At 67.7% G+C, this 23,373-nt stretch carries 23 protein-coding genes and 1 pseudogene; 16 read left to right on the forward strand and 8 right to left on the reverse strand.

What is annotated here, in order from left to right; translation table 11 throughout:
• Positions 1–4: 4 nt before the first annotated feature.
• The 6 genes from AC25ND_RS09705 to AC25ND_RS09730 all read right to left on the reverse strand — a co-directional run bounded on the left by AC25ND_RS09705 (position 5) and on the right by AC25ND_RS09730 (position 5,635).
• Positions 5–823 carry a class II aldolase/adducin family protein gene (locus AC25ND_RS09705; protein WP_486976274.1) on the reverse strand — a complete coding sequence of 273 codons (819 nt, stop codon included), beginning with the start codon at positions 821–823 and terminating at the stop codon, positions 5–7.
• A complete protein-coding gene (locus AC25ND_RS09710) occupies positions 820–1,764 on the reverse strand; it encodes an NAD(P)-dependent oxidoreductase (protein ID WP_486976275.1) in 945 nt (314 codons plus the stop codon). The genes AC25ND_RS09705 and AC25ND_RS09710 overlap by 4 nt, the downstream gene beginning before the upstream one ends.
• On the reverse strand, positions 1,761–2,951 hold the full coding sequence (locus tag AC25ND_RS09715) for an acyl-CoA dehydrogenase family protein (RefSeq protein WP_236179692.1): 1,191 nt from the start codon (positions 2,949–2,951) through the stop codon (positions 1,761–1,763). Before AC25ND_RS09715 ends, AC25ND_RS09710 begins: the two co-directional genes overlap by 4 nt.
• Complete coding sequence (locus AC25ND_RS09720) at positions 2,948–3,709, reverse strand: ABC transporter ATP-binding protein (RefSeq protein WP_486976276.1); 762 nt, start codon at positions 3,707–3,709, stop codon at positions 2,948–2,950. Before AC25ND_RS09720 ends, AC25ND_RS09715 begins: the two co-directional genes overlap by 4 nt.
• Before the next feature lie 2 nt (positions 3,710–3,711).
• Complete coding sequence (locus AC25ND_RS09725; protein ID WP_236179691.1) at positions 3,712–4,527, reverse strand: ABC transporter permease; 816 nt, start codon at positions 4,525–4,527, stop codon at positions 3,712–3,714.
• Between the two features lie 211 nt (positions 4,528–4,738).
• Complete coding sequence (locus AC25ND_RS09730) at positions 4,739–5,635, reverse strand: LysR family transcriptional regulator (protein WP_236179690.1); 897 nt, start codon at positions 5,633–5,635, stop codon at positions 4,739–4,741.
• A 110-nt stretch (positions 5,636–5,745) separates the two neighbouring features.
• On the opposite strand from AC25ND_RS09730, the gene AC25ND_RS09735 reads away from it, so the two are divergent.
• Together AC25ND_RS09735 and AC25ND_RS09740 are read left to right on the forward strand one after the other, a co-directional pair.
• Entirely contained in the window at positions 5,746–6,348 is a 603-nt protein-coding gene (locus tag AC25ND_RS09735; protein WP_486976277.1) for a cysteine dioxygenase family protein, read from the forward strand.
• Positions 6,345–7,928: a rhodanese-related sulfurtransferase gene (locus AC25ND_RS09740; protein ID WP_236179686.1), complete on the forward strand. Its 1,584-nt coding sequence runs from the start codon at positions 6,345–6,347 to the stop codon at positions 7,926–7,928. The genes AC25ND_RS09735 and AC25ND_RS09740 overlap by 4 nt, the downstream gene beginning before the upstream one ends.
• A 48-nt stretch (positions 7,929–7,976) precedes the next feature.
• Here the strand turns inward: AC25ND_RS09740 and paaX are convergent, their stop codons facing one another.
• Positions 7,977–8,900: a phenylacetic acid degradation operon negative regulatory protein PaaX gene (gene paaX / locus AC25ND_RS09745; RefSeq protein ID WP_236179684.1), complete on the reverse strand. Its 924-nt coding sequence runs from the start codon at positions 8,898–8,900 to the stop codon at positions 7,977–7,979.
• 59 nt (positions 8,901–8,959) lie between these two features.
• Positions 8,960–9,559: a phenylacetic acid degradation protein PaaY gene (gene paaY / locus AC25ND_RS09750; RefSeq protein ID WP_028688878.1), complete on the reverse strand. Its 600-nt coding sequence runs from the start codon at positions 9,557–9,559 to the stop codon at positions 8,960–8,962.
• A 340-nt stretch (positions 9,560–9,899) separates the two neighbouring features.
• Between paaY and paaF the strand changes: the two genes are divergently transcribed.
• The 14 genes and pseudogenes from paaF to AC25ND_RS09820 all read left to right on the forward strand — a co-directional run bounded on the left by paaF (position 9,900) and on the right by AC25ND_RS09820 (position 23,352).
• Positions 9,900–10,673 carry a 2,3-dehydroadipyl-CoA hydratase PaaF gene (gene paaF / locus AC25ND_RS09755; protein ID WP_050705738.1) on the forward strand — a complete coding sequence of 258 codons (774 nt, stop codon included), beginning with the start codon at positions 9,900–9,902 and terminating at the stop codon, positions 10,671–10,673.
• 31 nt (positions 10,674–10,704) lie between these two features.
• Positions 10,705–11,499, forward strand: a complete 795-nt coding sequence (gene paaG, locus AC25ND_RS09760; RefSeq protein WP_236179681.1) for a 2-(1,2-epoxy-1,2-dihydrophenyl)acetyl-CoA isomerase PaaG — start codon at positions 10,705–10,707, stop codon at positions 11,497–11,499.
• A gap of 2 nt (positions 11,500–11,501) precedes the next feature.
• Positions 11,502–13,019 (forward strand): 3-hydroxyacyl-CoA dehydrogenase PaaH, encoded by a 1,518-nt coding sequence (gene paaH / locus AC25ND_RS09765; protein ID WP_236179679.1) that lies wholly within the window; start codon positions 11,502–11,504, stop codon positions 13,017–13,019.
• Positions 13,012–13,461: a hydroxyphenylacetyl-CoA thioesterase PaaI gene (paaI, locus tag AC25ND_RS09770; RefSeq protein ID WP_069017590.1), complete on the forward strand. Its 450-nt coding sequence runs from the start codon at positions 13,012–13,014 to the stop codon at positions 13,459–13,461. The genes paaH and paaI overlap by 8 nt, the downstream gene beginning before the upstream one ends.
• Positions 13,454–14,674 (forward strand): 3-oxoadipyl-CoA thiolase, encoded by a 1,221-nt coding sequence (gene pcaF, locus AC25ND_RS09775; protein ID WP_276575220.1) that lies wholly within the window; start codon positions 13,454–13,456, stop codon positions 14,672–14,674. Before paaI ends, pcaF begins: the two co-directional genes overlap by 8 nt.
• Positions 14,675–14,768: 94 nt before the next feature.
• Positions 14,769–16,088, forward strand: coding sequence for a phenylacetate--CoA ligase PaaK (paaK, locus tag AC25ND_RS09780; RefSeq protein ID WP_486976278.1), 1,320 nt, complete (start codon positions 14,769–14,771; stop codon positions 16,086–16,088).
• 253 nt (positions 16,089–16,341) lie between these two features.
• On the forward strand, positions 16,342–17,331 hold the full coding sequence (gene paaA / locus AC25ND_RS09785; RefSeq protein ID WP_028688885.1) for a 1,2-phenylacetyl-CoA epoxidase subunit PaaA: 990 nt from the start codon (positions 16,342–16,344) through the stop codon (positions 17,329–17,331).
• Positions 17,332–17,359: 28 nt separating this feature from the next.
• Positions 17,360–17,641 (forward strand): 1,2-phenylacetyl-CoA epoxidase subunit PaaB, encoded by a 282-nt coding sequence (gene paaB / locus AC25ND_RS09790; RefSeq protein WP_011533969.1) that lies wholly within the window; start codon positions 17,360–17,362, stop codon positions 17,639–17,641.
• An 8-nt stretch (positions 17,642–17,649) separates the two neighbouring features.
• The gene (gene paaC, locus AC25ND_RS09795) at positions 17,650–18,408 is read left to right on the forward strand and encodes a 1,2-phenylacetyl-CoA epoxidase subunit PaaC (RefSeq protein ID WP_486976279.1); all 759 of its coding nucleotides are present in this window, start codon (positions 17,650–17,652) and stop codon (positions 18,406–18,408) included.
• A complete protein-coding gene (paaD, locus tag AC25ND_RS09800; protein ID WP_207852725.1) occupies positions 18,395–18,919 on the forward strand; it encodes a 1,2-phenylacetyl-CoA epoxidase subunit PaaD in 525 nt (174 codons plus the stop codon). Before paaC ends, paaD begins: the two co-directional genes overlap by 14 nt.
• Positions 18,920–18,934: 15 nt before the next feature.
• A complete protein-coding gene (gene paaE, locus AC25ND_RS09805) occupies positions 18,935–20,011 on the forward strand; it encodes a 1,2-phenylacetyl-CoA epoxidase subunit PaaE (protein ID WP_062362420.1) in 1,077 nt (358 codons plus the stop codon).
• A gap of 205 nt (positions 20,012–20,216) precedes the next feature.
• On the forward strand, positions 20,217–20,525 hold the full coding sequence (locus tag AC25ND_RS09810) for a DUF485 domain-containing protein (protein ID WP_028688889.1): 309 nt from the start codon (positions 20,217–20,219) through the stop codon (positions 20,523–20,525).
• Positions 20,516–22,084: pseudogene (locus tag AC25ND_RS09815) on the forward strand (cation acetate symporter); the annotation flags it as partial. The gene AC25ND_RS09810 and the pseudogene AC25ND_RS09815, both read left to right, overlap by 10 nt.
• 35 nt (positions 22,085–22,119) lie before the next feature.
• Positions 22,120–23,352, forward strand: a complete 1,233-nt coding sequence (locus AC25ND_RS09820) for an OprD family porin (protein WP_486976280.1) — start codon at positions 22,120–22,122, stop codon at positions 23,350–23,352.
• Positions 23,353–23,373 lie beyond the last annotated feature (21 nt).

Genomic DNA, 23,373 nt, shown 5'->3' on the forward strand with positions numbered 1-23,373 from the left:
GCACTCAGTCGAGAAAGTCAGGTTCGTCGCGCAGCAGGCGGTCCCAGTACGGCTGGAAGCTGAACCAGCCGCCGAACTCGGTACCGACCTGGCGCGCAGTGTGCTCGGCCACCGCCGCCGGGATCGGCCGCGGCGTGCCGGCGGCCTCGGCCAGCAGTTGCGCATGGGCGGCGTTGTCCAGGGCGATGAAGCGCCATACTGCCGCTTCCACCGTGCGCCCGACGGTGAGCAGCCCATGGTTCTGCAGGATCAGCGCGACCTTGTCCGGCCCCAGGGTGGCGGCGATGCGCGCCCCCTCGCTGGCCTCCAGCACCACCCCGGTGAAGTTGTCGAACAGCGCGTGCTTGCCATGAAAGGCGCAGGCGTCCTGGGTCAGCGGGTCGAGCAGGCGCCCCAGGCTCGACCACGCCTTGCCGTACAACGAATGGGCATGGGCGGCGGCCACCACATCCGGGCGCGCCTCGTGCAGCGCCGCATGGATGGCGAAGGCGGCCAGGTTCAACGCGCCCTGCCCTTCGACGATCTCACCCCGAGGATTCACCAGCAGCAGGTCGCTGACGCGGATATGGCCGAAGTACACACCCACCGGATTGACCCAGAAGTGATCGGTGTACTGCGGGTCGCGCACGGTGATATGGCCGGCGCCGCCCATGTCGAAGCCGTGCCGGGCGAACAGGCGGAACGAGCCGGCCAGGCGCTGCTTGCGCAAGCGTCGCTCGGCCTCGTGGGTCGGTTGCTGGGGCGGGTCCTGCCAGCGATGCACGGTATGGCCGTCGCGGGGCAATGAATAGGCGGTGGGTAGGCGGCTCAGCCTGGCGCTCATGCGGTCTCTCCTTGGGCCAGCAAGTTCTCCAGCGGTCGTCCGCTACGGAAATGATCGAGGTTGCGCGCCAGCAGCGCGGCAAGGTTGCGGTATACCTGCGGCGTGTTGGCCGAGGTGTGGGGGCTCAGCCGGACCTTGGGGTGGCTGTACAGCCGGTGCCCGGCCGGCAGCGGCTCGGGCTCGGTGACATCGAGACTGGCCAGGCCTACTTGGCCGCTGTCCAGGGCCTCGAGCAAGGCGTCCTGGTCGACCAGTGCGCCACGGGCGATATTGATCAGGTGCAGGCCAGGCTTGGCTTGGGCAAGGCTGCGCCGATCGACCACATGCCGGGTCGACGGGTCGGCCGGTGCCGCCAGCACCAGGTGATCGGCGCGGGCGAACAGTTCCTCGACGCTGGCCACGCCCCGCACACCGGCCACCTCGAACGGCCTGGCCGAGCGGCGCAGGGCGATCACTTCGATATCCAGCGCCAGGGCCTTGCGCGCCAGGGCCTGGCCGATCCGCCCGAAACCGTAGATCCCCAAGGTGCTGCCGGCCAGCGAGGCCAGCGGACGTGGTTGCCATTGCCCGGGCTCGTCGATCCATAGGTGAGGCAGTTGCTTGGCGGCGGCGAACATCGCCGCCAGGGCGAATTCGGCCAGGGTGTCCGCCGTTACCCCGCGAGCACTGGCCACGGGCAGCGGCTCGAGCAACCAGTCGGGAAAGTAGTCGGTGCCGGAGCTGACCAGTTGCACGAAGCCGAGCCCGAACGGCCAGCCCGAGGGCGGCGCGGCGGCGTCACGCAGGCCAGGGTCGGGCGCGGCCAGCAAGACCCGAATATCCTCCGGCAGCCCATGGGGCACGCCCCTGGGCAGCGCCAGGATCTCCACGCCCGGCACGACGGCAGCCAGAAACGCGTTGAACCGCGCATCCAGCTGGCTGGCGATACGCACGCCGCTCATGCCTGGCCGCCACGGCTGGGCAAGGCGAATGCCGCGCGGCCGGCGGCGCCGAGCACCGCGTCGTTCTGCGGCGTGTGGATACGGCTGCACAGCACGTCGCGGTAATGCCGCTCGAGCGGGTTGCCCCGGGCCAGCGCCGGGTTGCCGATGGCCTCCACGCCCAGCTCGACGGCGCTGATGGCCTGGGTGGTGACCAGGTACTTGACCTGGGTGGCCTCGCTTGCCGGGATGCGCCCTTCGGCGGCGGCGTCGAGCAACACCCGGTTGGACAGCAGCAAGGAATCGATACGGCCCACCAGTTCCTGGAAGCGCGGCAGGCTCGACAGCGGCGCGCCGAGGTTGGCCGGCGTGCGCCCGGCCAGCCAGCCTACCAGCCAGTCGCGGGCGGCGCGGGCAACGCCGTCGTAGATGCTCGACAGCAGCACGGCCAGCCACAGCACGCCGTTGTGGTCGAGCTCGGATGGGCGTGGCTGGTGCGCCGGCAGGACATCCACAGCCTGTTCGACGGGCACCAGTACATCATCGAAAATCACATCGTGGCTGCAGGTGGCACGCATGCCCAGGTGGTCCCAGGTTTCCTCGATGCGAATGCCCGGCGTGTCGCGGTGCACCAGCCAGGTGCCTACCCGCGGCTCGGCCTCGTCGCTGCGCGCCCACACCGCCAGCCAAGTCAGCCCGGGGATGCCGGTGGAGTAGATCTTGCGCCCGCTGATCCGCCACCCCTCGGCCACGCGCCGGGCGACGGTGCCCGGCAGGCCGCCCCGGGCCGGGGTGCCCAGCTCCGGCTCGACGCGCAGGGCGTTGACCAGCGCGCCGTCGGTTACCGCCTCGCGGGCCAGGCGCAGGCGCAGGTGCTCGGGCCAGGCCTGGTTGTGCTGCAGGCGGGCGTGCTGCAGGTACTGCATCACCAGCACCAGGGCGGTGGACGGCTCGCCCCGGGCCACGGCGGCGATCACCCGCCGGGCCTGGGCCAGCGTTGCGTCGCCACCGCCCAGGCGGCGCGGCACGGTCAGGGCCAGCAGGCCGTGTTCGTGCAGGCGACGCAGGTTGGCGTGGGGGAAGCTTCCCTGACGATCGTGCTCGGCGGCGCTGGCGGCAAATTCGTCGCTCAGGCCGGCCAGCAGGTCGGCGAAGGCCGGTGAGTCGAGGTCGGGCGTCTGGGTGGCGCTGTGCAGGTCAAGGCTCATCGTTGGGCGGTCCGTGCGAGGGTGTGGGCATGGCTGGCCGCGGGCGCTTCGACGCCGAGCAGGGCCAGCAGGTGTTGGCGCAGTTCCTGGAAGCCACGGCTGGCCACCTCGCGGTGGCGCGGCAGGCGGATCGGGAGCTGCTCGGCGATGCGCCCGGCGTCCAGCACCACCACGCGGTCCGCCAGCAGCAGGGCCTCGTCGACATCGTGGGTGACCAGCAGCACCGACGGCTGATGGGTGCGCCACAGTTCGAGGATCAGCTGGTGCATGCGGATGCGGGTCAAGGCATCCAGCGCGGCGAACGGCTCGTCGAGCAGCAGCAGTTGCGGCTCGCGCACCAATGCCCGGGCCAGGGCCACGCGCTGGGCCTCGCCACCGGACAGCGTGCCCGGCCAGGCCTCGGTGCGGTGCGCCAGGCCCACCTCTCGCAGCGCCGCCAGGGCGCGCGCTTTCGGCTCGGCGCCCCTCAGGCCCAGGACGACATTGCGCCAGGCCCGCTTCCAGGGCATCAGCCGTGGCTCCTGGAACACCGCCGCATGGGCGCCGGGCACCTCCAGGCTGCCCGCCTCCACCCGGTCGAGCCCGGCCAGCGCCCGCAGCAGGGTGGTCTTGCCCGAGCCGCTGCGGCCGAGCAAGGCAACGAATTCACCGGGCGCCAGGTCCAGGTCCAGGCCGTCGAGCACCGTGTGGCCCAAGAACCTGCGCGTGAGCCCGCGCACCCGCACCGGGGGGCGCAGGCGTTGCAGTGCGACTTCCATGGTCAGTTCCTTACGAAGGTGGGGCGCCAGGCCAGGGCCAGGCGTTCGAGCAGGCGCACCAGGGCGTCGATGGACAGGCCCAGCACGCTGTAGACGATCAGGCAGATGACGATGACATCGGTGCGCATGAAGTCGCGGGCATCGTTGACCAGGTAGCCCAGGCCCGCACTGGCGTTGATCTGCTCGACCACCACCAGGCCCAGCCAGCTGATGCCGAAGGCGTAGCGCAGGCCGACGAAGAACGCCGGCAGCGCGCCGGGCAGGATCACATGCCAGACCAGCCCCAGGCGGCCCAGGCCGAACAGCCGCCCGGCCTCCACCAGCTTGGGGTCGACGCCGCGGATGCCGGAAAACAGGGTGAGGTACACCGGGAAGGTGGTGCCCAGGGCAATCAGGGCGATCTTGGGCGTCTCGCCCACGCCGAACCACAGGATGAACAGCGGCACGATGGCCAGGAACGGCAAGGTGCGCAACATCTGCACCGGCGAGTCGATGGCCAGCTCGCCGCGTCGTGAAAGGCCTGCGAGCAAGGCCAGCAGAGTGCCCACGCTGACACCGATGGCCAGGCCGCTCAGGGCGCGCTTGAGGGAAACCCACAAATGGCCGGCCAGCTCGCCGCTGGCGATCATCTGCCACAGGGTGTCGCCGATGGCGCTGGGCGCGGCGATGATTCGCGGCGGCAGCAGGCCGCTGCGCGAGGCAAGCTCCCAGGCCGCCAGCAGCAGCAACGGGCTGACCAAGCGTAGGCCCAGGTTGCGAAAGCCCTGCCAGCGCAGCAGGGCCGTGATGGGTACCAGGGTGTTGCTGTGCCGGGACATTCCATCTCCTCGCTCAAGGCCGTTCCATTGATTGCTGGCCCTGGCGGGAGTGTCGATCAAGCCCGCCGGTGCCTGGCTTGATCCTTATGCTATCGACCTTAAAAAGTGCCGTGAAATTCGATCTGCTTCTAACCTAATATACAAAATATGCATTTATAGGCACTTCTTACATGCAATAATTTTAACCTCTAGGTATCAGCTGCGATCGGCCTTACAGCTGATTTGCCACCCGCTGCGCCACCGTCTCGCCAAACAACGCCACCGGCGCCTGCAGGTTGCCGAGAAAACGCGGATGGATCAGCCACAGGTCGATCACCGGCTTGAAGTCGCTCACCTGCACAACCTCCAGGCGCTCGCGGTGACGGCTGTTGTCCAGCAACGGCCGTGGCACCAGGCCAAAGCCCAGGCCATTGGCGATCAAGCCCAACTGCAGCTCGGTACCGAAGGTCTCCAGGTTGATCCGCAGCGACAGCCCTTCGTCGTTCAGCGCCCGCTGCAGGCCGGCACGGAAGCCGCAGCCGTCGGGGTTGAGCACCCAGCCGCGCTGGTAGCAATCGGCAAGCTTGCAACTGCGCTTGCCCACCTCGCCACGGGCAGCCACCACCACCAGGTCCATGCGCGCCAGCGAGCGGCCGACGATGCCCTCGGGGAACACCTTGCCGGCCGGGAACAGCGCCGCCACGGCGTCCAGCTCGCCGTTCTCCATCTTGCCCAGCAGATGGCTGCCCCAGCCGGTGGCCACCTGGGTCTGCAGGTCGGGGTACAGCGCCTTGAGCTGGCTCAGGGCATCGAGCAGCACCACGTCGCCGACGGTCTGCGGCACCCCCAGGCGCAGTGCGCCGCTGGGCGAGGAGTCGCTGAGCACCAGCTCGCGTAGCGCGTCCATCTCGCGCAGCACCGCCCGGCACTGCTCGTAGACGCGCATGCCCATGGGCGTGGGTTTCAGCGGTTTGGTGTTGCGGTCCAGCAGGCTGACGCCCAAGGCCTCCTCGAAGTTCTGCACCCGACGGGTGATGGCCGGCTGGGTCAGGCGCAGCGACTCGGCCGCCTGGCTGATGGACTGGCTGCGGATGACGGCCACGAATGCATCGATATCATCTATCTTCATTCTTAATTCGCATAATAAATGTCTGGAAAAATACGCAGCAAGAATAATACCTTTTCCCTCGCCACGGTAGCGCCCGGCGCTGCCTCACCTGACGGACATCGAGGGACCCCATGTCTCAAACGCCCAACCTCGGACGGCTACGCGGCTTCATCGGCGAACTGGCCGACCTCCTCGCCCAGGCACCGGACGAGCCGCGCCTGCTCGACCATGGCGCGCGGCTGCTGCGCGACCTGGTCAGTGTCGACGACTGGCTGCCGGACGACTACGCCCGCCCCAGCCCGGAGCGCTACCAGCAGTACCTGCTGCACGCCGATTCCAATCAGCGGTTTTCCATCGTCAGTTTCGTCTGGGGGCCGGGCCAGGAAACGCCGGTGCACGACCATCGCACCTGGGGCCTGATCGGCATGCTGCGCGGCAGCGAGATCAGCCAGGGTTATGCCTTGGCACACGGTGCCCTGCAGCTGGACGGACCGGCCGAGCGGCTGGACCCCGGCCAGGTGATCGCGGTGTCGCCGCGCATCGGTGACCTGCACCAGGTACGCAACGCCCATGCCGACCGCACCTCCATCAGCATCCATGTCTACGGCGCCAACATCGGCGCGGTGCGGCGTGCGGTGTACAGCGCCGAGGGCGCAGAGAAGCCCTTCATTTCCGGCTATTCCAACAACCACCTGCCCAACCTCTGGGATCTGTCGAAAGAGAACCGCGCATGAGCCAGGCCACCCACCGCAGCTACCACGCCATCCGCACCGCCCTCCTTGCCGGCCAGGAGCTGGCCTTGCTCGATGTCCGCGAGGAAGACCCGTTCGCCCAGGCCCATCCGCTGTTCGCCGCCAATGTGCCGCTGTCGCGCCTGGAGCTGGAGATCTACGCCCGAGTGCCGCGCCGCGACACGCCCATCACCGTCTACGACGACGGCGAAGGCCTGGCGTCGACCGCCGCGCAGCGCCTGCTCGCCCTCGGCTACACCGACGTGGCGCTGCTCGAAGGCGGCCTGGCCGGTTGGCGCGAAGCGGGCGGCGAGTTGTTCCGCGATGTCAACGTACCGAGCAAGGCCTTCGGCGAGCTGGTGGAGGCCGAGCGCCATACGCCCTCGTTGGCTGCCGAAGAAGTCAAGGCGCTGCTCGACGCCAACGCCGATGTGGTGGTGCTGGATGCCCGCCGCTTCGACGAATACCAGACCATGAGCATCCCCGGCGGCATCAGCGTGCCCGGCGCCGAACTGGTGCTGCGCGTGGCGGAGCTGGCCCCCGATCCGGCCACCCGGGTGATCGTCAACTGCGCAGGGCGCACCCGCAGCATCATCGGCACGCAGTCGCTGGTCAATGCCGGCGTCCCCAACCCGGTGGCGGCCCTGCGCAACGGCACCATCGGCTGGACCCTCGCCGGGCAAACCCTGGAGCAAGGCCAGTCGCGCCGTTTCCGCGCCGTGACCGCCGCCACCCGCGACAGCGCCGCGCAGCGCGCCCGCCAGGTGGCCGACCGCGCCGGTGTGGCACGCATCGACCTGGCGGGCCTGCGCCAATGGCAGGCCGAAGCGCGGCGCACCACCTACCTGTTCGATGTGCGCACGCCCGAGGAGTTTGCCCTCGGCCACCTGCCCGGCGCCCGCTCCACGCCCGGCGGCCAGTTGGTGCAGGAAACCGACCATGTCGCCAGTGTGCGCGGCGCGCGCCTGGTGCTGGTGGACGATGATGGCGTGCGCGCCAACATGAGCGCGTCATGGCTGGCCCAGATGGGCTGGGAGGTGGCGGTGCTCGAGGGGCTGTCCTCGGACGACTTCACGCAAACCGGTGCCTGGGTCGCGCCCGTGCCGGCGCCGCCCCAGGCCGAGACCATCAGCCCCGCCCGCCTCGCCGACTGGCTATCGGAGCCGGGTACCCAGGTGCTGGACTTCACCACCAGCGCCAACCATGTCAGGCAGCACATTCCCGGCGCGGTGTGGGCGCTGCGCAGCCAGCTGAAGGACTTACTGGCGTCATTGTCCGGAGCCCGGCGCTTTGTCCTTACTTGTGGCTCGAGCCAACTGGCGCGCTATGCCGCGCCGGAGGTGGCGGCCCTGAGCGGCACGCCGGTGTTCGTGCTTGAAGGCGGCAATAGCGCCTGGACCGCCGAGGGACTGCCTACTGAGCAAGGCGAGCAGCGTCTGGGCGCGCCGCGCATCGATCGCTATCGCCGCCCCTACGAGGGCACCGACAATCCGCGGGAGGCGATGCAGGGTTATCTGGATTGGGAGTTCGGGTTGGTGGACCAGTTGGGGCGTGACGGAACCCATGGGTTCTTTGTCATCTGACAACTTGCACGCCCTCTTTACCGGAGTGGGCTTGCCCGCTCCTTCCACTCAGCCAAGCCCGCCAAACCGCCGATAGTAACTCTCGTTGGCATCCGGCAACGGCCCATCCGCCGTTTCCAGCGCGCTGGCCAGGAACTCCTCCGCCCTGCCCTGCACCAGCCGGTACAGGTTGCGGCACAGCTGCCGCGCCGCGCGCCCTTCCCAATCCCCCGGCAACAACTCGTCCGGCAGTTGCGGATCACGCAACAACAGGCGGCGGTATTCGTGGATCAGCAGCGTGCGCGCCAGGAAGCAGTCCTGCGGGCTCGGCGCCTCGAGGTCCTTCATGGCTTGCCACAGTGGGCGGAACAGGCGGATGAACTCGCTGTAGTGCTGGCCCAGTTCCTCGATGTTCCAGCTTTCCCGTACCTGGGCGCGCAGGGCCTTGGAGGCCAGCACTTCCTGGGCGTGGGTTTCGAAGACGATGCAGTCGTCCTCGGCGTCCTGCTCGCGCAGGGTCGCGGCGAGGTCGGCACGGTCGGTGCGCGGACAGCCCAGCAGGTTCGTGCCCATGGCGCCAAAGCCCTGCCATTCGAGTTCCTCGCGCACGGCCTTGCGCTTGCCGGCGTCGAGTTGCGACAGCAGCACCAGGGTCCAGGCGCCGTTCCAGGCCGGTAGGCTGGCGCTGTAGACGCGCTTGAAGGCTTTCTCGAAACGCCGCCGGCCGGTGCCGGTAAGGCTGTAGTAGCTGCGCCGGCCGACCTTCTCGGCGGTCAGCCAGCCTTCCTTGGTCAGGCGGAAGATCGAGGTACGGATCAGCCGTTCATTGATGCCCATCGGTTCCAGCAGGTTGATCAGGCTGCCCAGCCAGACCGTGCCACCATGGGGTTCGATGGCATCGCCATAGAGGGTGATGATCAGGGAGCTGGCGCGGATCGGCGTCTGCTCCTGGAAACGGGTGATCAGGTGATTCAGGGGGGCAAGGCTGCTCATGGGGGAACGAGGCGCGGCTAAAGCCTCGACTATACCTGCCTGCCGCGACCGCGCAAGGCTCATGCACCGCCCTCGGCCTTGGGCCTGAAGCCGGAGTCGCCCATGCGTGGGCGGTCCGCCTCGGGCGCGGTCAGCGGCGGGCACTCCACCAGCGCGGTCATGCAGCGCCGGGCCAGGCTGTGGTATTCGGCGGTGCCGCGCTGTTTCCAGGCCAGCTCCTGGTCGCTGAGCGGGCGCTTGACCTCGGCCGGCGCGCCAACCACCAGGCTTTGCTCCGGGCAGGTGAACCCCGCCTTGACGAAGGCCGTGGCGGCGACGATGCAGCGTGGGGCGATATGCGCGCCGTCCATGACCACCGCGTTCATGCCGACCAGGGCGTCCTCGCCTATCCGACAGCCGTGCAGCACCGCGCCATGGCCAATATGGCCGTTGCGCTCGACCAGCGTGTCGCCGCCGGGGAAACCGTGCATCACGCAGGTGTCCTGCAGGTTCGCGCCCTCTTCCAGGATGATTCGCCCGAAATCGCCGCGCAACGAGGCCAAAGGGCCGATGTAGCAGTTGGGGCCGACCAGCACGTCGCCGATCAGCACGGCGCTGGGGTGTACATAGGCGCTGGGATGAACCACTGGGGTGAGGCCTTCGAGGCGATAGCAGGGCATGGGCTGGGGCTCGATATGATTCAGAAGACCAAATGATCCTGTATCAGATCAAATCACTTAGTCAATGCCAACCTGATGTATCGCTTTCTTCACAAAGCTTCAGGACAGTGATGACCTAATTGCTGGGCAAGCTAGCTCCCACAAATGGCTATAGCAGCGAGACAGCGTGGGAGCGGGCTTGCCCCGCGATAGCGTCACTCGCCTCAAATACAGATACGCAATTACAATTTCAATGTTGATTTTTCGTATCGCTTTGTACATATACTTGCACCAGCACCACGAACAATTCCAAGAAAAGCCGGCCCCAGCCGGCGCCGAACGTGCAGCCTGAGGTATCCCCATGCCAAGCAACCTCATCGTGCAGGCCCCGGCGGACGGCGTCCGTCTGATCACCCTGCACCGCCCGCAAGCCCTCAATGCCTTGAACACGGCGCTGCTGGAAGAGCTGGCCGCAGAACTGGACGCCGCCGACCAGGATCCAGAGATCCGCGCCGTGGTCATCACCGGCAGTCGCAAGGCCTTCGCCGCTGGCGCCGACATCAACGAGATGGCCCAGCGCGATCTGGTCGGCATCCTCAACGACCCACGCGTGGCCCACTGGCAGCGCATCGCCGGCTTTGGCAAACCGCTGATCGCCGCCGTCAACGGCTTTGCCCTGGGCGGCGGCTGCGAACTGGTGATGTGCGCCGACATCGTCATCGCCGGCAGCGACGCCCGTTTCGGCCAACCGGAAATCAACCTCGGCATCATCCCCGGCGCTGGCGGCACCCAGCGCCTGCTGCGCGCCGTGGGCAAGCCGCTGGCCATGCAGATGGTCCTCGGCGGCGAAGCCATTGATGCCCGTCATGCCCTACAGGCAGGCCTGGTCGGCGAAGTCACCCAGCCCGAACTCACCGTAGAGCGCGCCCTGCAGGTGGCCGCCGCCATCGCCGCCAAGGCACCGCTGGCGGTGCGCCTGGCCAAGGAGGCGCTGCTCAAGGCCCAGGACATGGACCTGGCCTGCGGCCTGCGCTTCGAACGCCACGCCTTCACCCTGCTGGCCGGCACCGCCGACCGCGACGAGGGTATCCGCGCCTTCCAGGCCAAACGCCCGGCCCGATTCCAAGGGCTGTAAGCCTTCCACCGACTGACGGAGCGAGCCAGTCATGTCCTTCCAGCACATCCTGTTTTCCATTGGCGACGACGGCGTCGCCCTGCTTTCGCTGAACCGGCCCGAGCAGCTCAACAGCTTCAACAGCGCCATGCACCTGGAAGTGCGCGAGGCGCTGAAGCAGGTGCGCCAGAGCGAAACCGCCCGGGTACTGCTGCTGACCGGAGAAGGCCGTGGCTTCTGCGCAGGCCAGGACCTGGCCGACCGCAACGTCGCGCCCGACGTGGAGCTACCGGACCTCGGTCAGTCCATCGAACAGTTCTACAACCCGCTGGTGCGCAGCCTGCGCGACCTGCCGCTGCCGGTGATCTGCGCGGTCAACGGCGTGGCCGCCGGTGCTGGCGCCAACCTGCCGCTGGCCTGCGACCTGGTGCTGGCGGCGCGCTCGGCAAGCTTCATCCAGGCGTTCTGCAAGATCGGCCTGGTGCCGGACTCCGGCGGCACCTGGCTACTGCCGAGCTTGATCGGCCTGGCCCGGGCCAAGGCGCTGGCCATGCTGGGCGAGCGGCTGAGCGCCGAACAAGCCGAGCAATGGGGGCTGATCCACCGGGTGGTGGACGATGCCGCGTTGCGCGACGAGGCGCTCAAGCTCGCCCGCCACCTGGCGACCCAGCCCACCTATGGCCTGGCCCTGATCAAGCGCGCCCTCAACCAGAGCTTCGACAACCGCTTCGACGAACAGCTGGAACTGGAGCGCGACCTGCAACGCCTGGCCGGGCGCAGCGAGGACTACCGCGAGGGCGTCGGCGCCTTCATGAACAAACGCACACCTGTGTTCAAGGGGCGCTGACCATGGCCGCACTCGACAATCATGCCCTGGTGGCGGTGATCGGCGCTGGCGCCATGGGTGCCGGCATCGCCCAGGTGGCGGCCCAGGCCGGCCACCCGGTATGCCTTTATGACAACCGCCCCGGCACCGCCGCGCAGGCCATCGAAGGTATCGACCGGCAGCTCGGCCGGCTGGTCGAGAAAGGCAGGCTCAGCCCTGACAACCGCAGTGCCATCCGCGCTCGCCTGCAACCGATCGACAGCCTCGACGACCTGGCCGATGCCCGCCTGGTGATCGAGGCCATCGTCGAAAGCCTGCCGATCAAGCAAGAATTGCTGCGCCAACTTGAAGCCCGGTGCGCCGACGACTGCATCCTGGCCAGCAACACCTCTTCGCTGTCGATCACCAGCCTTGCCGCCGGGCTCCGGCACCCGCAACGGGTGATCGGCATGCACTTCTTCAACCCGGCACCGCTGATGGCGCTGGTGGAGGTCGTGTCCGGGCTGGCCACGGCGCCGACACTGGCGACCACCCTGTACGACACCGCCCGGAACTGGGGCAAGCAACCGGTGCATGCCCGTTCGACGCCGGGCTTTATCGTCAACCGCGTGGCTCGGCCCTTCTACGCCGAAAGCCTGCGCCTGCTGCAGGAGGGCGCCGCCGACTGCGCCACCCTCGATGCCCTGCTGCGCGACGCCGGAGGCTTTCGCATGGGCGCCTTCGAGCTGACCGACCTGATCGGTCACGACGTCAACTACGCGGTGACCTGCTCGGTGTTCGAAGCGTTCTATGGCGATTTCCGCTTCCAGCCATCGCTGGTGCAAAAAGAGCTGGTCGACGCCGGGCGCCTCGGGCGCAAGACCGGCCAGGGCTTTTACAGCTACGCCGACGGTGCCGAGCGACCAGAGCCTGCGGCACTCACCAGCCAGACGCCTGTCGAGCACTGCACGGTGGAAGGTGACCTCGGCGTCCTGCAGCCCCTGGTCGAGCGCCTGCGCGCCAAGGGGATCGGCATCACCGAACGCGCTGGCAGCGGTCTGCTGCGGGTGGGGGACGCCACCCTGGCGCTGTCCGATGGCCGCCTGGCCAACCAGCGCGCCCGCGAGGCCGGTTTGCGCAACCTGGTGCTGCTGGACCTGGCCCTGGACTACGCCAGCGCCACGCGCCTGGCCATCAGCCACGGCGCCGAGTGCAGTGCCGAGGCCCTGGACCAGGCCGTCGCCCTGCTCGCCCGGGCCGGGCTGAGCGTCTGTCCGGTGGCCGACCTGCCCGGCCTGGTGGTGCTGCGCACCGTGGCGATGCTCGCCAACGAGGCCGCCGACGCCGTGCTGCAGGGCGTCGGCACGCCCGGCGACATCGACCTGGCCATGCGCGCCGGGGTCAACTACCCGCGCGGCCCGCTGGCCTGGGCCGACGACCTGGGGGTCGGTTTCACCCTGGACGTACTCGACAACCTGCAACGCAGCTACGGCGAGGAGCGTTACCGCCCGTCACTGCTGCTGCGCCGCACCCACGCCGAAGGAGGCCGTCTGCATGGCTGAACAATCCGCACACACCCTGGCCCGCGCCTGTGCCCAGGCCATGTTCGCCCGCGACGCCGCCAGCCAGGGCCTGGGCATCGAGCTGCTCGACGCCGGCCCCGGCAGCGCCCGACTGGGCATGCGCGTGCGCGCCGACATGCTCCAGGGCCACGGCACTTGCCACGGCGGCTACCTGTTCGCCCTGGCCGACTCGGCCTTCGCCTTCGCCTGCAACAGCTACGATGAAGCGGCCGTGGCCCTGGGTTGCAGCATCGACTATGTGGCGCCGGCACGCCTGGGCGATCAGTTGCTGGCCACCGCCGACGAGCAGAGCCGCAAGGGCCGCACCGGCAACTACGACGTGCGCATCGAGAACCAGCAGGGCGAGCTGATCGCCCTGTTCCACGGCAAATCCTACAAAGTGCGCGGCACCGTGCTGTCGCCGGAGACCTCCCATGACTGACGCCACCCTGCCCCACGCGCTGATCATCGATGCCGTGCGCACCCCTATCGGCCGCTATGGCGGCGCCCTGGCGAGCGTGCGCCCCGACGACCTGGCCGCGGTGCCGATCAAGGCGCTGATGGCGCGCCATCCCGAGCTGGACTGGGCGGCCGTGGACGATGTGATCCTCGGCTGCGCCAACCAGGCCGGCGAAGACAACCGCAACGTCGCGCGCATGGCCGGCCTGCTGGCCGGGTTGCCGATCGAGGTGCCCGGCACCACGATCAACCGCCTGTGCGGCTCGGGCCTGGACGCCATCGGCAACGCCGCCCGCGCCCTGCGCTGCGGCGAGGCCGGGCTGATGCTGGCCGGCGGCGTCGAATCGATGTCGCGGGCGCCCTTCGTCATGGGCAAGTCGGAACAGGCCTTCGGCCGCAGCGCGCAGCTGTTCGACACCACCATCGGCTGGCGCTTCGTCAACCCGCTGATGCAGGCGCAATACGGCATCGACTCGATGCCCGAGACCGCCGAGAACGTCGCCGAGCGTTTCGCCATCTCCCGCGAGGACCAGGACGCCTTTGCCCTGCGCAGCCAGCTCAAGGCCGCCGCCGCCCAGGCCGATGGCCGCCTGGCCCGGGAGATCGTCGCGGTGGATATCCCCCAGCGCAAAGGCCCGGCCAAGCGCGTCGAGCACGACGAACATCCTCGGGGCGACACCACCCTTGAGCAACTGGCGCGCCTGGGCACACCGTTCCGCGACGGTGGCAGCGTCACCGCCGGCAATGCCTCGGGGGTCAACGACGGCGCCTGCGCCCTGCTCCTGGCCAGCCCCGCGGCAGCCCGGCTACATGGCCTCAAGGCTCGCGGCCGGGTCCTTGGCCTCGCCGTGTCGGGCGTCGAGCCGCGACTGATGGGCATCGGCCCGGTGCCGGCCACCCGCAAGGTGCTGGAACTGACCGGCCTGTCCCTGGCCGACATGGACGTGATCGAACTCAACGAAGCCTTCGCCGCCCAGGGTCTGGCCGTGCTGCGCGAGCTGGGCCTGGCCGACGACGATCCCCGGGTCAACCCCAACGGCGGCGCCATCGCCCTGGGTCACCCGCTGGGCATGAGCGGCGCACGACTGGTTACTACCGCCCTGTACCAGTTGGAGCAGACCGGCGGCCGCTACGCCCTGTGCACCATGTGCATCGGCGTCGGCCAGGGCATCGCCCTGGTGCTCGAACGCCTCTGATCAGCCGCCAGAGACGCCACGCGACGCGGGCAGTATGCTGCCTGCCATGACACTCAGGGCTTCGGCCCACGACAAGAACAACTCGAGTGAAACCATGAACCTCTACCACGATGCCGACCGCGCCCTGCTCGACCCGATGGAAACCGCCAGCCTCGACGCGTTGCGCCAGCACCAGCTGGAACGCCTGCGCTGGAGCCTGAACCACGCCTACGCCAACGTGCCGCTGTATCGCCAGCGCTTCGACGCCTGCGGCGCCCACCCCGATGACCTGAAGTCGCTGGACGACCTGGCGAAGTTCCCCTTCACCGGCAAGAATGACCTGCGCGACAACTACCCCTACGGCATGTTCGCCGTGCCCCAGGACCAGGTGGTGCGCCTGCATGCCTCCAGCGGCACCACCGGCAAGCCGACGGTGGTCGGCTATACCCAGAACGACATCGACACCTGGGCCAACGTGGTGGCGCGCTCGATCCGCGCCGCCGGCGGGCGCCGCGGCGACAAGGTACATGTGTCCTACGGCTACGGCCTGTTCACCGGCGGCCTGGGCGCGCACTACGGCGCCGAGCGCCTGGGCTGCACGGTGATCCCCATGTCCGGCGGCCAGACCGAGAAGCAGGTGCAGCTGATCCGCGACTTCCAGCCGGACATCATCATGGTCACGCCCTCGTACATGCTCAACCTGGCCGACGAGATCGAGCGCCAGGGCATCGACCCGCACGACCTCAAGCTGCGCCTGGGCATCTTCGGCGCCGAACCCTGGACCGACGAACTGCGCCGCTCCATCGAGCAGCGCCTGGGCATCGATGCGCTGGACATCTATGGGCTATCGGAAATCATGGGCCCGGGCGTGGCCATGGAATGCCTTGAGACCAAGGACGGCCCGACCATCTGGGAGGACCACTTCTACCCCGAGATTATCGACCCGGTCAGCGGCGACGTGCTGCCGGACGGCCAGCTTGGCGAGCTGGTGTTCACCTCGTTGAGCAAGGAGGCGTTGCCGATGGTGCGCTACCGCACCCGTGACCTGACCCGCCTGCTGCCCGGCACGGCACGGCCAATGCGGCGCATCGGCAAGATCACCGGGCGCAGCGACGACATGCTGATCATCCGCGGGGTCAATGTGTTCCCGACGCAGATCGAGGAGCAGGTACTGAAGATAAAACATCTTTCAGAGCTTTATGAGATCCATCTGTATCGCAATGGAAACCTCGACAGCGTCGAGGTGCATGTGGAACTGCGCAGCGACAGCCAGTACCTCGACGAGGGCCAGCGCAAGCAGGTGGTGGGCGAGCTGGCGCGGCAGATCAAGACCTATATCGGTATCAGCACGCAGATCCAGTTGCAGCCTTGCGGCACGCTGAAGCGTTCGGAGGGCAAGGCTTGTCATGTGTATGACAAGCGACTTGCTGGCTGACGGCAAGCACTGAGAATGGAGCCCCGGCATGGTCCGGGGCTTTTTTTTGCCTCGAGAAAGCCGGGGGCGCGTTGCCCTGTAGGAACGGCCTTGCCGAGGCGTCGGACCGGTCGGATAGGGCTACGCAGCAGCCCCAGCAACCCCAATGCGATACACAAATCTTATTTGATACATCAAATACTGTTTGATGTTGTGTTTTGTATCGCTTATAAATGACCCACGCCCCAAGCAGCCCACAACCGGGAGCCTGAACATGTACGCACAGCTCGTAGAAACCGGCGTCAAGCGCCTCAAGTCCCTGGAGGAGATGTCGCCCGAAGAGCGCGCCTTCCAGGAGAAGATCGACGCCGAGATCAAGATCGAAGCCAAGAACTGGATGCCCGAGGCCTACCGCCAGACCCTCATCCGCCAGATCTCCCAGCACGCCCACTCGGAAATCGTCGGCATGCTCCCGGAAGGCAACTGGGTCACCCGCGCCCCGTCGCTCAAGCGCAAGCTGCAACTGATGGCCAAGATCCAGGACGAAGCCGGCCACGGCCTGTACCTGTACAGCGCCATGGAAACCCTCGGCGCCGACCGCGACGAAGAGATCGCCAAGCTGCACAGTGGCAAGGCCAAGTACTCGAGCATCTTCAACTACCCGACCCTGAGCTGGGCCGACATGGGTGCGGTGGGCTGGCTGGTGGACGGCGCGGCGATCGTCAACCAGGTGGTGCTGCAGCGCACCTCCTACGGCCCCTACTCCCGCGCCATGATCCGCATCTGCAAGGAAGAGAGCTTCCACCAGCGCCAGGGCTACGAACTGCTGCTGACCATGATGCGCCACGGCACCCAGGCGCAGAAGGACATGGTCCAGGACGCCATCGACCGCCTGTGGTGGCCGGCGCTGATGATGTTCGGCCCCAGCGACGAGCACTCGCCCAACAGCGCCCAGTCCATGGCCTGGAAGATCAAGCGCCAGACCAACGACGAACTGCGCCAGCGCTTCATCGACCAGACCGTGCCCCAGCTCGAACTGCTCGGCTGCACCGCGCCGGATCCGGCGCTCAAGTGGAACGAGGCCCGCGGCCACTACGACTTCGGCGAGATCCAGTGGGACGAGTTCTACGAAGTGATCAAGGGCAACGGCCCGTGCAACCAGGAACGCCTGGCCACCCGGCGCAACGCCATCGAAAGCGGTGCCTGGGTCCGCGAGGCCGCCGTGGCCTATGCCCGCAAACAACAGAACAAGAACGCCGCCTGAAGCGGCGAATGATGCGGAGATACCCCCAATGTCTGTCTGGACCCTGTTCGAAGTCTTCGTGCGCAGCAAGCACGGCCTGAACCACAAGCACGTTGGCAGCGTGCACGCCGCCGACGCCGCCATGGCCATCGAGAACGCCCGCGAGCTGTACACCCGCCGCAGCGAGGGAGTGAGCCTGTGGGTGGTGCCCTCGGCGCTGATCACCGCCTCCTCCCCCGACGAGAAGGACCCGCTGTTCGCCCCGGCCGATGACAAGGTCTACCGCCACGCCAGCTTCTACGAGCTGCCGGCCGAAGTCGGACACATGTGAGACGCACCATGCACAAGCAAGCACTGATTCAATACCTGCTGCTGCTCGGCGACAGCGCCCTGGTCCAGGGCCAGCGCCTGTGCGAGTGGTGCGGCAAGGCCCCGGCGCTGGAGGAAGAACTGGCGCTGATGAACGTCGGCCTCGACCTGGTCGGCCAAGCCCGCAACTGGTTGGACTATGCCGCCGAATTGCAGGACGACGGCCGCGATGCCGACGCCCTGGCCTTCCGTCGCGACGAGCGCGCCTACCGCAACCTGCTGCTGGTCGAGCAGCCCAACGGCGACTATGCCGTGACGATGCTCAAGCAGTTCCTCTACGACGCCTGGCACCACGCCATGCTCGATGGCTTGAGTGCCTCGGGCGATGAGCGTATCGCCGGCATCGCCGCCAAGGCCCTGAAGGAGGTGACCTACCACCTGCGCCGCTCCGGCGAATGGGTGCAGCGCCTCGGCGGCGGCACCGAGGAAAGCCGCCGGCGCATGCTCGAGGCCATTCCGATGCTGTGGCGCTTCACCGTCGAGCTGACGGTCGCCAGCGACAGCGAAGTACAGCTGGCCCAAGCTGGCATTGCCGCCGACCCGACGCAGGTCGCCCAGCGCTGGCACGCCGCTGTGGAGGCAATCTTCGCCTCGGTCGAGCTGCCGCTGCCCAACGCCGCCAGCCACTTCTACCTGGACGGGCGCAAGGGCCTGCACACCGAGCACCTGGGCCTGCTGCTGGCCGAGATGCAGTTCTTGCCGCGAGCCTACCCCGATGCGACCTGGTGAACTGATCGCGGGTGACCGCGGCGCCCGCGCCCTGCGCGACGGCGACCTGACCCAGGCCTGGGCGGTGCTGGCCGAGGTGATGGATCCGGAGGTGCCAGTGGTCAGCGTGGTCGACTTAGGGATCGTCCGCGACCTCGACTGGCGCGCCGGCCACCTGCACCTGGTGGTCACCCCGACCTACTCCGGCTGCCCGGCCACCGAGGTGATCGAGGGCGACATCCGCCAGGCGCTAGAACAAGCAGGGTTCGCCGAGCCCGCGCTGGAGCGCAGGCTGACCCCGGCCTGGAGCACCGACTGGATCAGCGACCAGGGCCGCGAGCGCCTGCGCGCCTACGGCATCGCTCCACCCGCCGGCAGTGCCAGCCTGCGCGGGGCCTCGCCCACGGTGTGCTGCCCGCAATGCGCAAGCCGCGATACCGAACTGCTCAGCCAGTTCGGCTCCACCGCCTGCAAGGCCCTGTACCGCTGCCGTGCGTGCCTGGAACCGTTCGACTATTTCAAATGCCTTTGAGCCGTGGAGAACGCCATGAGCCAGTTTCACAGCCTGACCGTCCGGCAAGTGCGCCAGGAGACCCGCGACGCGGTGTCCATCGCCTTCGACGTGCCCGCGCACCTGCGCGAAGAGTTCCGCTTCACCCAGGGCCAGTACCTGGTCATGCGCACCCGACTGGATGACCAAGAGGTACGCCGCTCCTACTCGATCTGCAGCGCGGTGCAGGACGGCGAATTGCGCGTGGCGGTCAAACGCGTGCCGGGCGGTCGTTTCTCGGCCTTCGCCAACGAAGTGCTCAAGGCCGGCCAGCAGTTGGAGGTGATGCCGCCATCGGGCAGCTTCTTCGTGCCGCTGGACCCGGCGCGCCGGGGTCATTACCTTGGCGTGGCCGCCGGCAGCGGCATCACCCCCATCCTGTCGTTGGTCGCCACTACCCTGGCCAGCGAGCCCCGCAGCCGCTTCACCTTGCTGTACGGCAACCGCGCCAGCAACAGCGCGTTGTTCCGCGATCGCCTGGAAGACCTGAAGAACCAGTACCTCGACCGCCTCAACCTGATCTTCGTGTTCAGCCGCGAGCAGCAGGACGTCGACCTGTACAACGGCCGCATCGACGCCGACAAGTGCGACCAGCTGTTCGCTCGCTGGCTCGACGTGCAGTCACTCGACGCGGCGTTCATCTGCGGCCCGCAGGCGATGACCGAGACCGTGCGCGACAGCCTGCAGGCCAACGGCCTGGCCAGGGAGCGCATCCACTTCGAGCTGTTTGCCGCCGCCGGTGGCGAGGCCCGTCGCGAAGCTCGCGAGGCGGCGCGCCAGGTGGATTCGGCGGTCAGCCACGTGACCGTGATCAGCGATGGCCGCGCCCTGGCCTTCGACCTGCCGCGCAACACCCGCAGCGTGCTAGAGGCCGGCAATGCCATCGGCGCCGAACTGCCCTGGTCGTGCAAGGCCGGGGTGTGCTCGACCTGCAAGTGCAAGGTGATCGAGGGTGAAGTGGAGATGGACAGCAACCATGCCCTGGAGGACTACGAAGTGGCGGCCGGGTATGTGCTGTCGTGCCAGACCTACCCGCTGAGCGACAAGGTGGTGCTCGATTTCGATCAGCTTTGAGATCGAGGCGCCTGCATCCCTGTAGGAGCGGCCTTGCGTCGCGAAAGGACCGCAAAGCGGTCCTCGGGATCTGCAACATTGCAAAGATTGCCGGGGCTGCTGCGCAGCCCTTTCGCGACACAAGGCCGCTCCTACAGGGACGGTGCAAGCAGCAATACCGCGTGACCTGAAAAAACAATTACAACAGCCAGAGAGAACGCTCCCCATGACACCCGAACACCTCGAATCCATCAGCAAGCACCCCGCCTTCGTGCAACTGATCCAGCGCAAGCGCCGCCTCAATGGCTCGCTGACCCTGACCATGCTCGTCGCCTACTACGGCTTCGTCCTGCTGGTGGCCTTCGCCCCCGGCGTGCTCGGCCAGTCCCTCAGCGGCGGGGTGACCAGCGTCGGCATGCTGGTGGGCGTGCTGATGGTCTTGCTGTCCTTCGCCCTCACCGGCGTCTACATGCACCGCGCCAACCGCGTCATCGACCCGCTCAACGAAGTGGTCAAGCAGGAGTGCGCGCGATGAACTGGACTGCCATCTCGATGTTCCTGGTGTTCGTCTGTTTCACCCTGCTAGTGACCCGCTGGGCCGCCCTGCGCACCCGTTCGGCCAGCGACTTCTACACCGCCGGCGGCGGCCTGACCGGCATGCAGAACGGCCTGGCGATCGCCGGCGACATGATCAGCGCCGCGTCCTTCCTCGGCATCTCGGCGATGATGTTCATGAACGGCTACGACGGCCTGCTCTACGCCCTGGGTGTGCTGGCCGGCTGGCCGATCATCCTGTTCCTGATCGCCGAGCGCCTGCGCAACCTGGGCAAGTACACCTTCGCCGACGTGGTGTCCTACCGCCTGGCCCAGGCCCCGGTGCGCCTGACCTCGGCCTTCGGCACCCTGGCCGTGGCGCTGATGTACCTGGTGGCGCAGATGGTCGGCGCCGGCAAGCTGATCGAGCTGCTGTTCGGCATCAGCTACCTGTACGCGGTGATGCTGGTGGGCGTGCTGATGGTGCTGTACGTCACCTTCGGCGGCATGCTCGCCACCACCTGGGTGCAGATCATCAAGGCGGTGATGCTGCTGTCGGGCACCACCTTCATGGCCTTCATGGTGCTCAGGCACTTCGGTTTCAGCACCGAGGCGATGTTCGCCAGCGCCGTGGCCGTGCATGCCAAGGGCCAGGCGATCATGGCGCCGGGGGCGCTGCTGTCCAACCCGGTGGACGCCATCTCCCTGGGCCTGGGCATGATGTTCGGCACGGCCGGCCTACCGCATATCCTCATGCGTTTCTTCACCGTCAGCGACGCCAAGGAAGCGCGCAAGAGCGTGTTCTACGCCACCGGTTTCATCGGCTACTTCTACCTGCTGCTGATCGTCATCGGCTTCGGCGCCATCGTCATGGTCGGCACCGAGCCGTCCTACCGCGATGCCAGCGGGGCGATCATCGGCGGCGGCAACATGGTCGCGGTGCACCTGGCCCAGGCCGTGGGCGGCAACCTGTTCCTCGGCTTCATCTCGGCGGTGGCCTTCGCCACCATCCTCGCCGTGGTTGCAGGCCTGGCGCTGTCCGGCGCCTCGGCGGTGTCCCACGACCTGTACGCCTGCGTGGTGCGCAAGGGCCAGGCCAGCGAGCAGCAAGAGATGCGCGTGTCGCGCCTGGCCACGCTGGGGATCGGCCTGTTCGCGGTGCTGCTGGGGTTGCTGTTCGAGTCGCAGAACATCGCCTTCCTTTCCGGCCTGGTGCTGGCGGTGGCCGCCTCGGTTAACTTCCCGGTGCTGCTGCTCTCGATGTTCTGGAAAGGCCTGACCACCCGCGGCGCGGTGGGCGGCAGCCTGGCCGGGCTGGTCTCGGCGATCGTCCTGGTGGTGCTGGGCCCGGCGGTGTGGGTCAACGTGCTGCACAACGAGCGGGCGCTGTTCCCCTACAGCAACCCGGCGCTGTTCTCCATGTCGCTGGCCTTCCTCGCCGCCTGGGCCTTCTCGGTCACCGACGGCTCGGAGCGGGCGCGCGAAGAACGTGGGCGCTACCTGGCCCAGTTCATCCGCTCGATGACCGGTATCGGCGCCGCTGGCGCCAGCAAGCACTGACCTAAAGAACAATAACAATGTCGGGTACAACCACAATGAACCGCACGCACCTCACGTCAGCCGCCTGGCTGGCCACCCTTGCCCTGCCCTTGCCAGCCATGGCGGACTTTATCGCTGACAGCCACGCACGCCTGGAACTGCGCAACCACTACATCAACCGCGACTTCCGCCAGGGCAACGCCCCGCAGAGCAAGGCCGAGGAATGGGGCCAGGGCTTCACCGCGCGCTTCGAATCGGGTTTCACCGAGGGGCCGGTCGGTGTCGGGGTGGACGCCATGGGCCAACTGGGCATCAAGCTCGACTCCAGCCGCGACCGACGCAACACCGGCCTGCTGCCTTACGGGCCGCGTAGCCTGGAGCCGGTGGACGACTACAGCGAACTGGGCCTGACCGGCAAACTGCGGGTGTCCAAGAGCACCCTGCGCCTGGGCACCTTGCAGCCGGTTTTGCCGGTGGTGGTGTACAACGACACCCGCCTGCTGGCCTCGACCTTCCAGGGCGGCCTGCTGACCAGCCAGGAGCTGGACGGCCTGACCTTCAACGGCGGCCGCCTGACCAAGGCCAATCTGCGCGACTCTTCCGGGCGCGACGACATCGGCTACGGCGCCGCCAGCAGCGACCACTTCGATTTCGGTGGCGGCAGCTACGCCATCACCCCGCAGGCCAGCGTCAGCTACTACTACGCCAAGCTCGAGGACATCTACCGCCAGCAATACCTCGGTTTTCTGCATACCCAACCCTTGGCCGAAGGTGTCAGCCTGCGCAGCGACCTGCGCTACTTCGACAGCCGCGGCGACGGCGCCGAGCGCGCCGGGCGCATCGACAACCGCAACTTCAACGCCATGTTCACTCTGGGCGTGAAGGCCCACAAGTTCACCGCCACCTGGCAGCAGATGTCCGGTGACAGCGCCTTCCCGTTCCTCAATGGCGGCGATCCCTACACCGTCAACCTGGTCACCTACAACACCTTCACCCGCGCCGGGCTCGACTCCTGGCAGGTGCGCTACGACTACGACTTCGTGGCGATGGGCATCCCCGGACTGAGCTTCATGACCCGCTACACCGACGGCCGCCACGCCGAAACCACCACGCTCAGCAACGGCCGCGAGCGCGAGCGCGACACCGACATCACCTACGTCATCCAGAGCGGCCCGTTCAAGGACGTCAGCCTGCGCTGGCGCAACGTCACCTTCCGTTCCGGCAACGGCCTGACCAACGCCGTGGACGAGAACCGCCTGATCATCGGCTACACCCTGGCGCTCTGGTAACCGCGCCCCTTTATAGGAGAA

Source organism: Pseudomonas sp. P110(2024) (assembly GCF_057480795.1).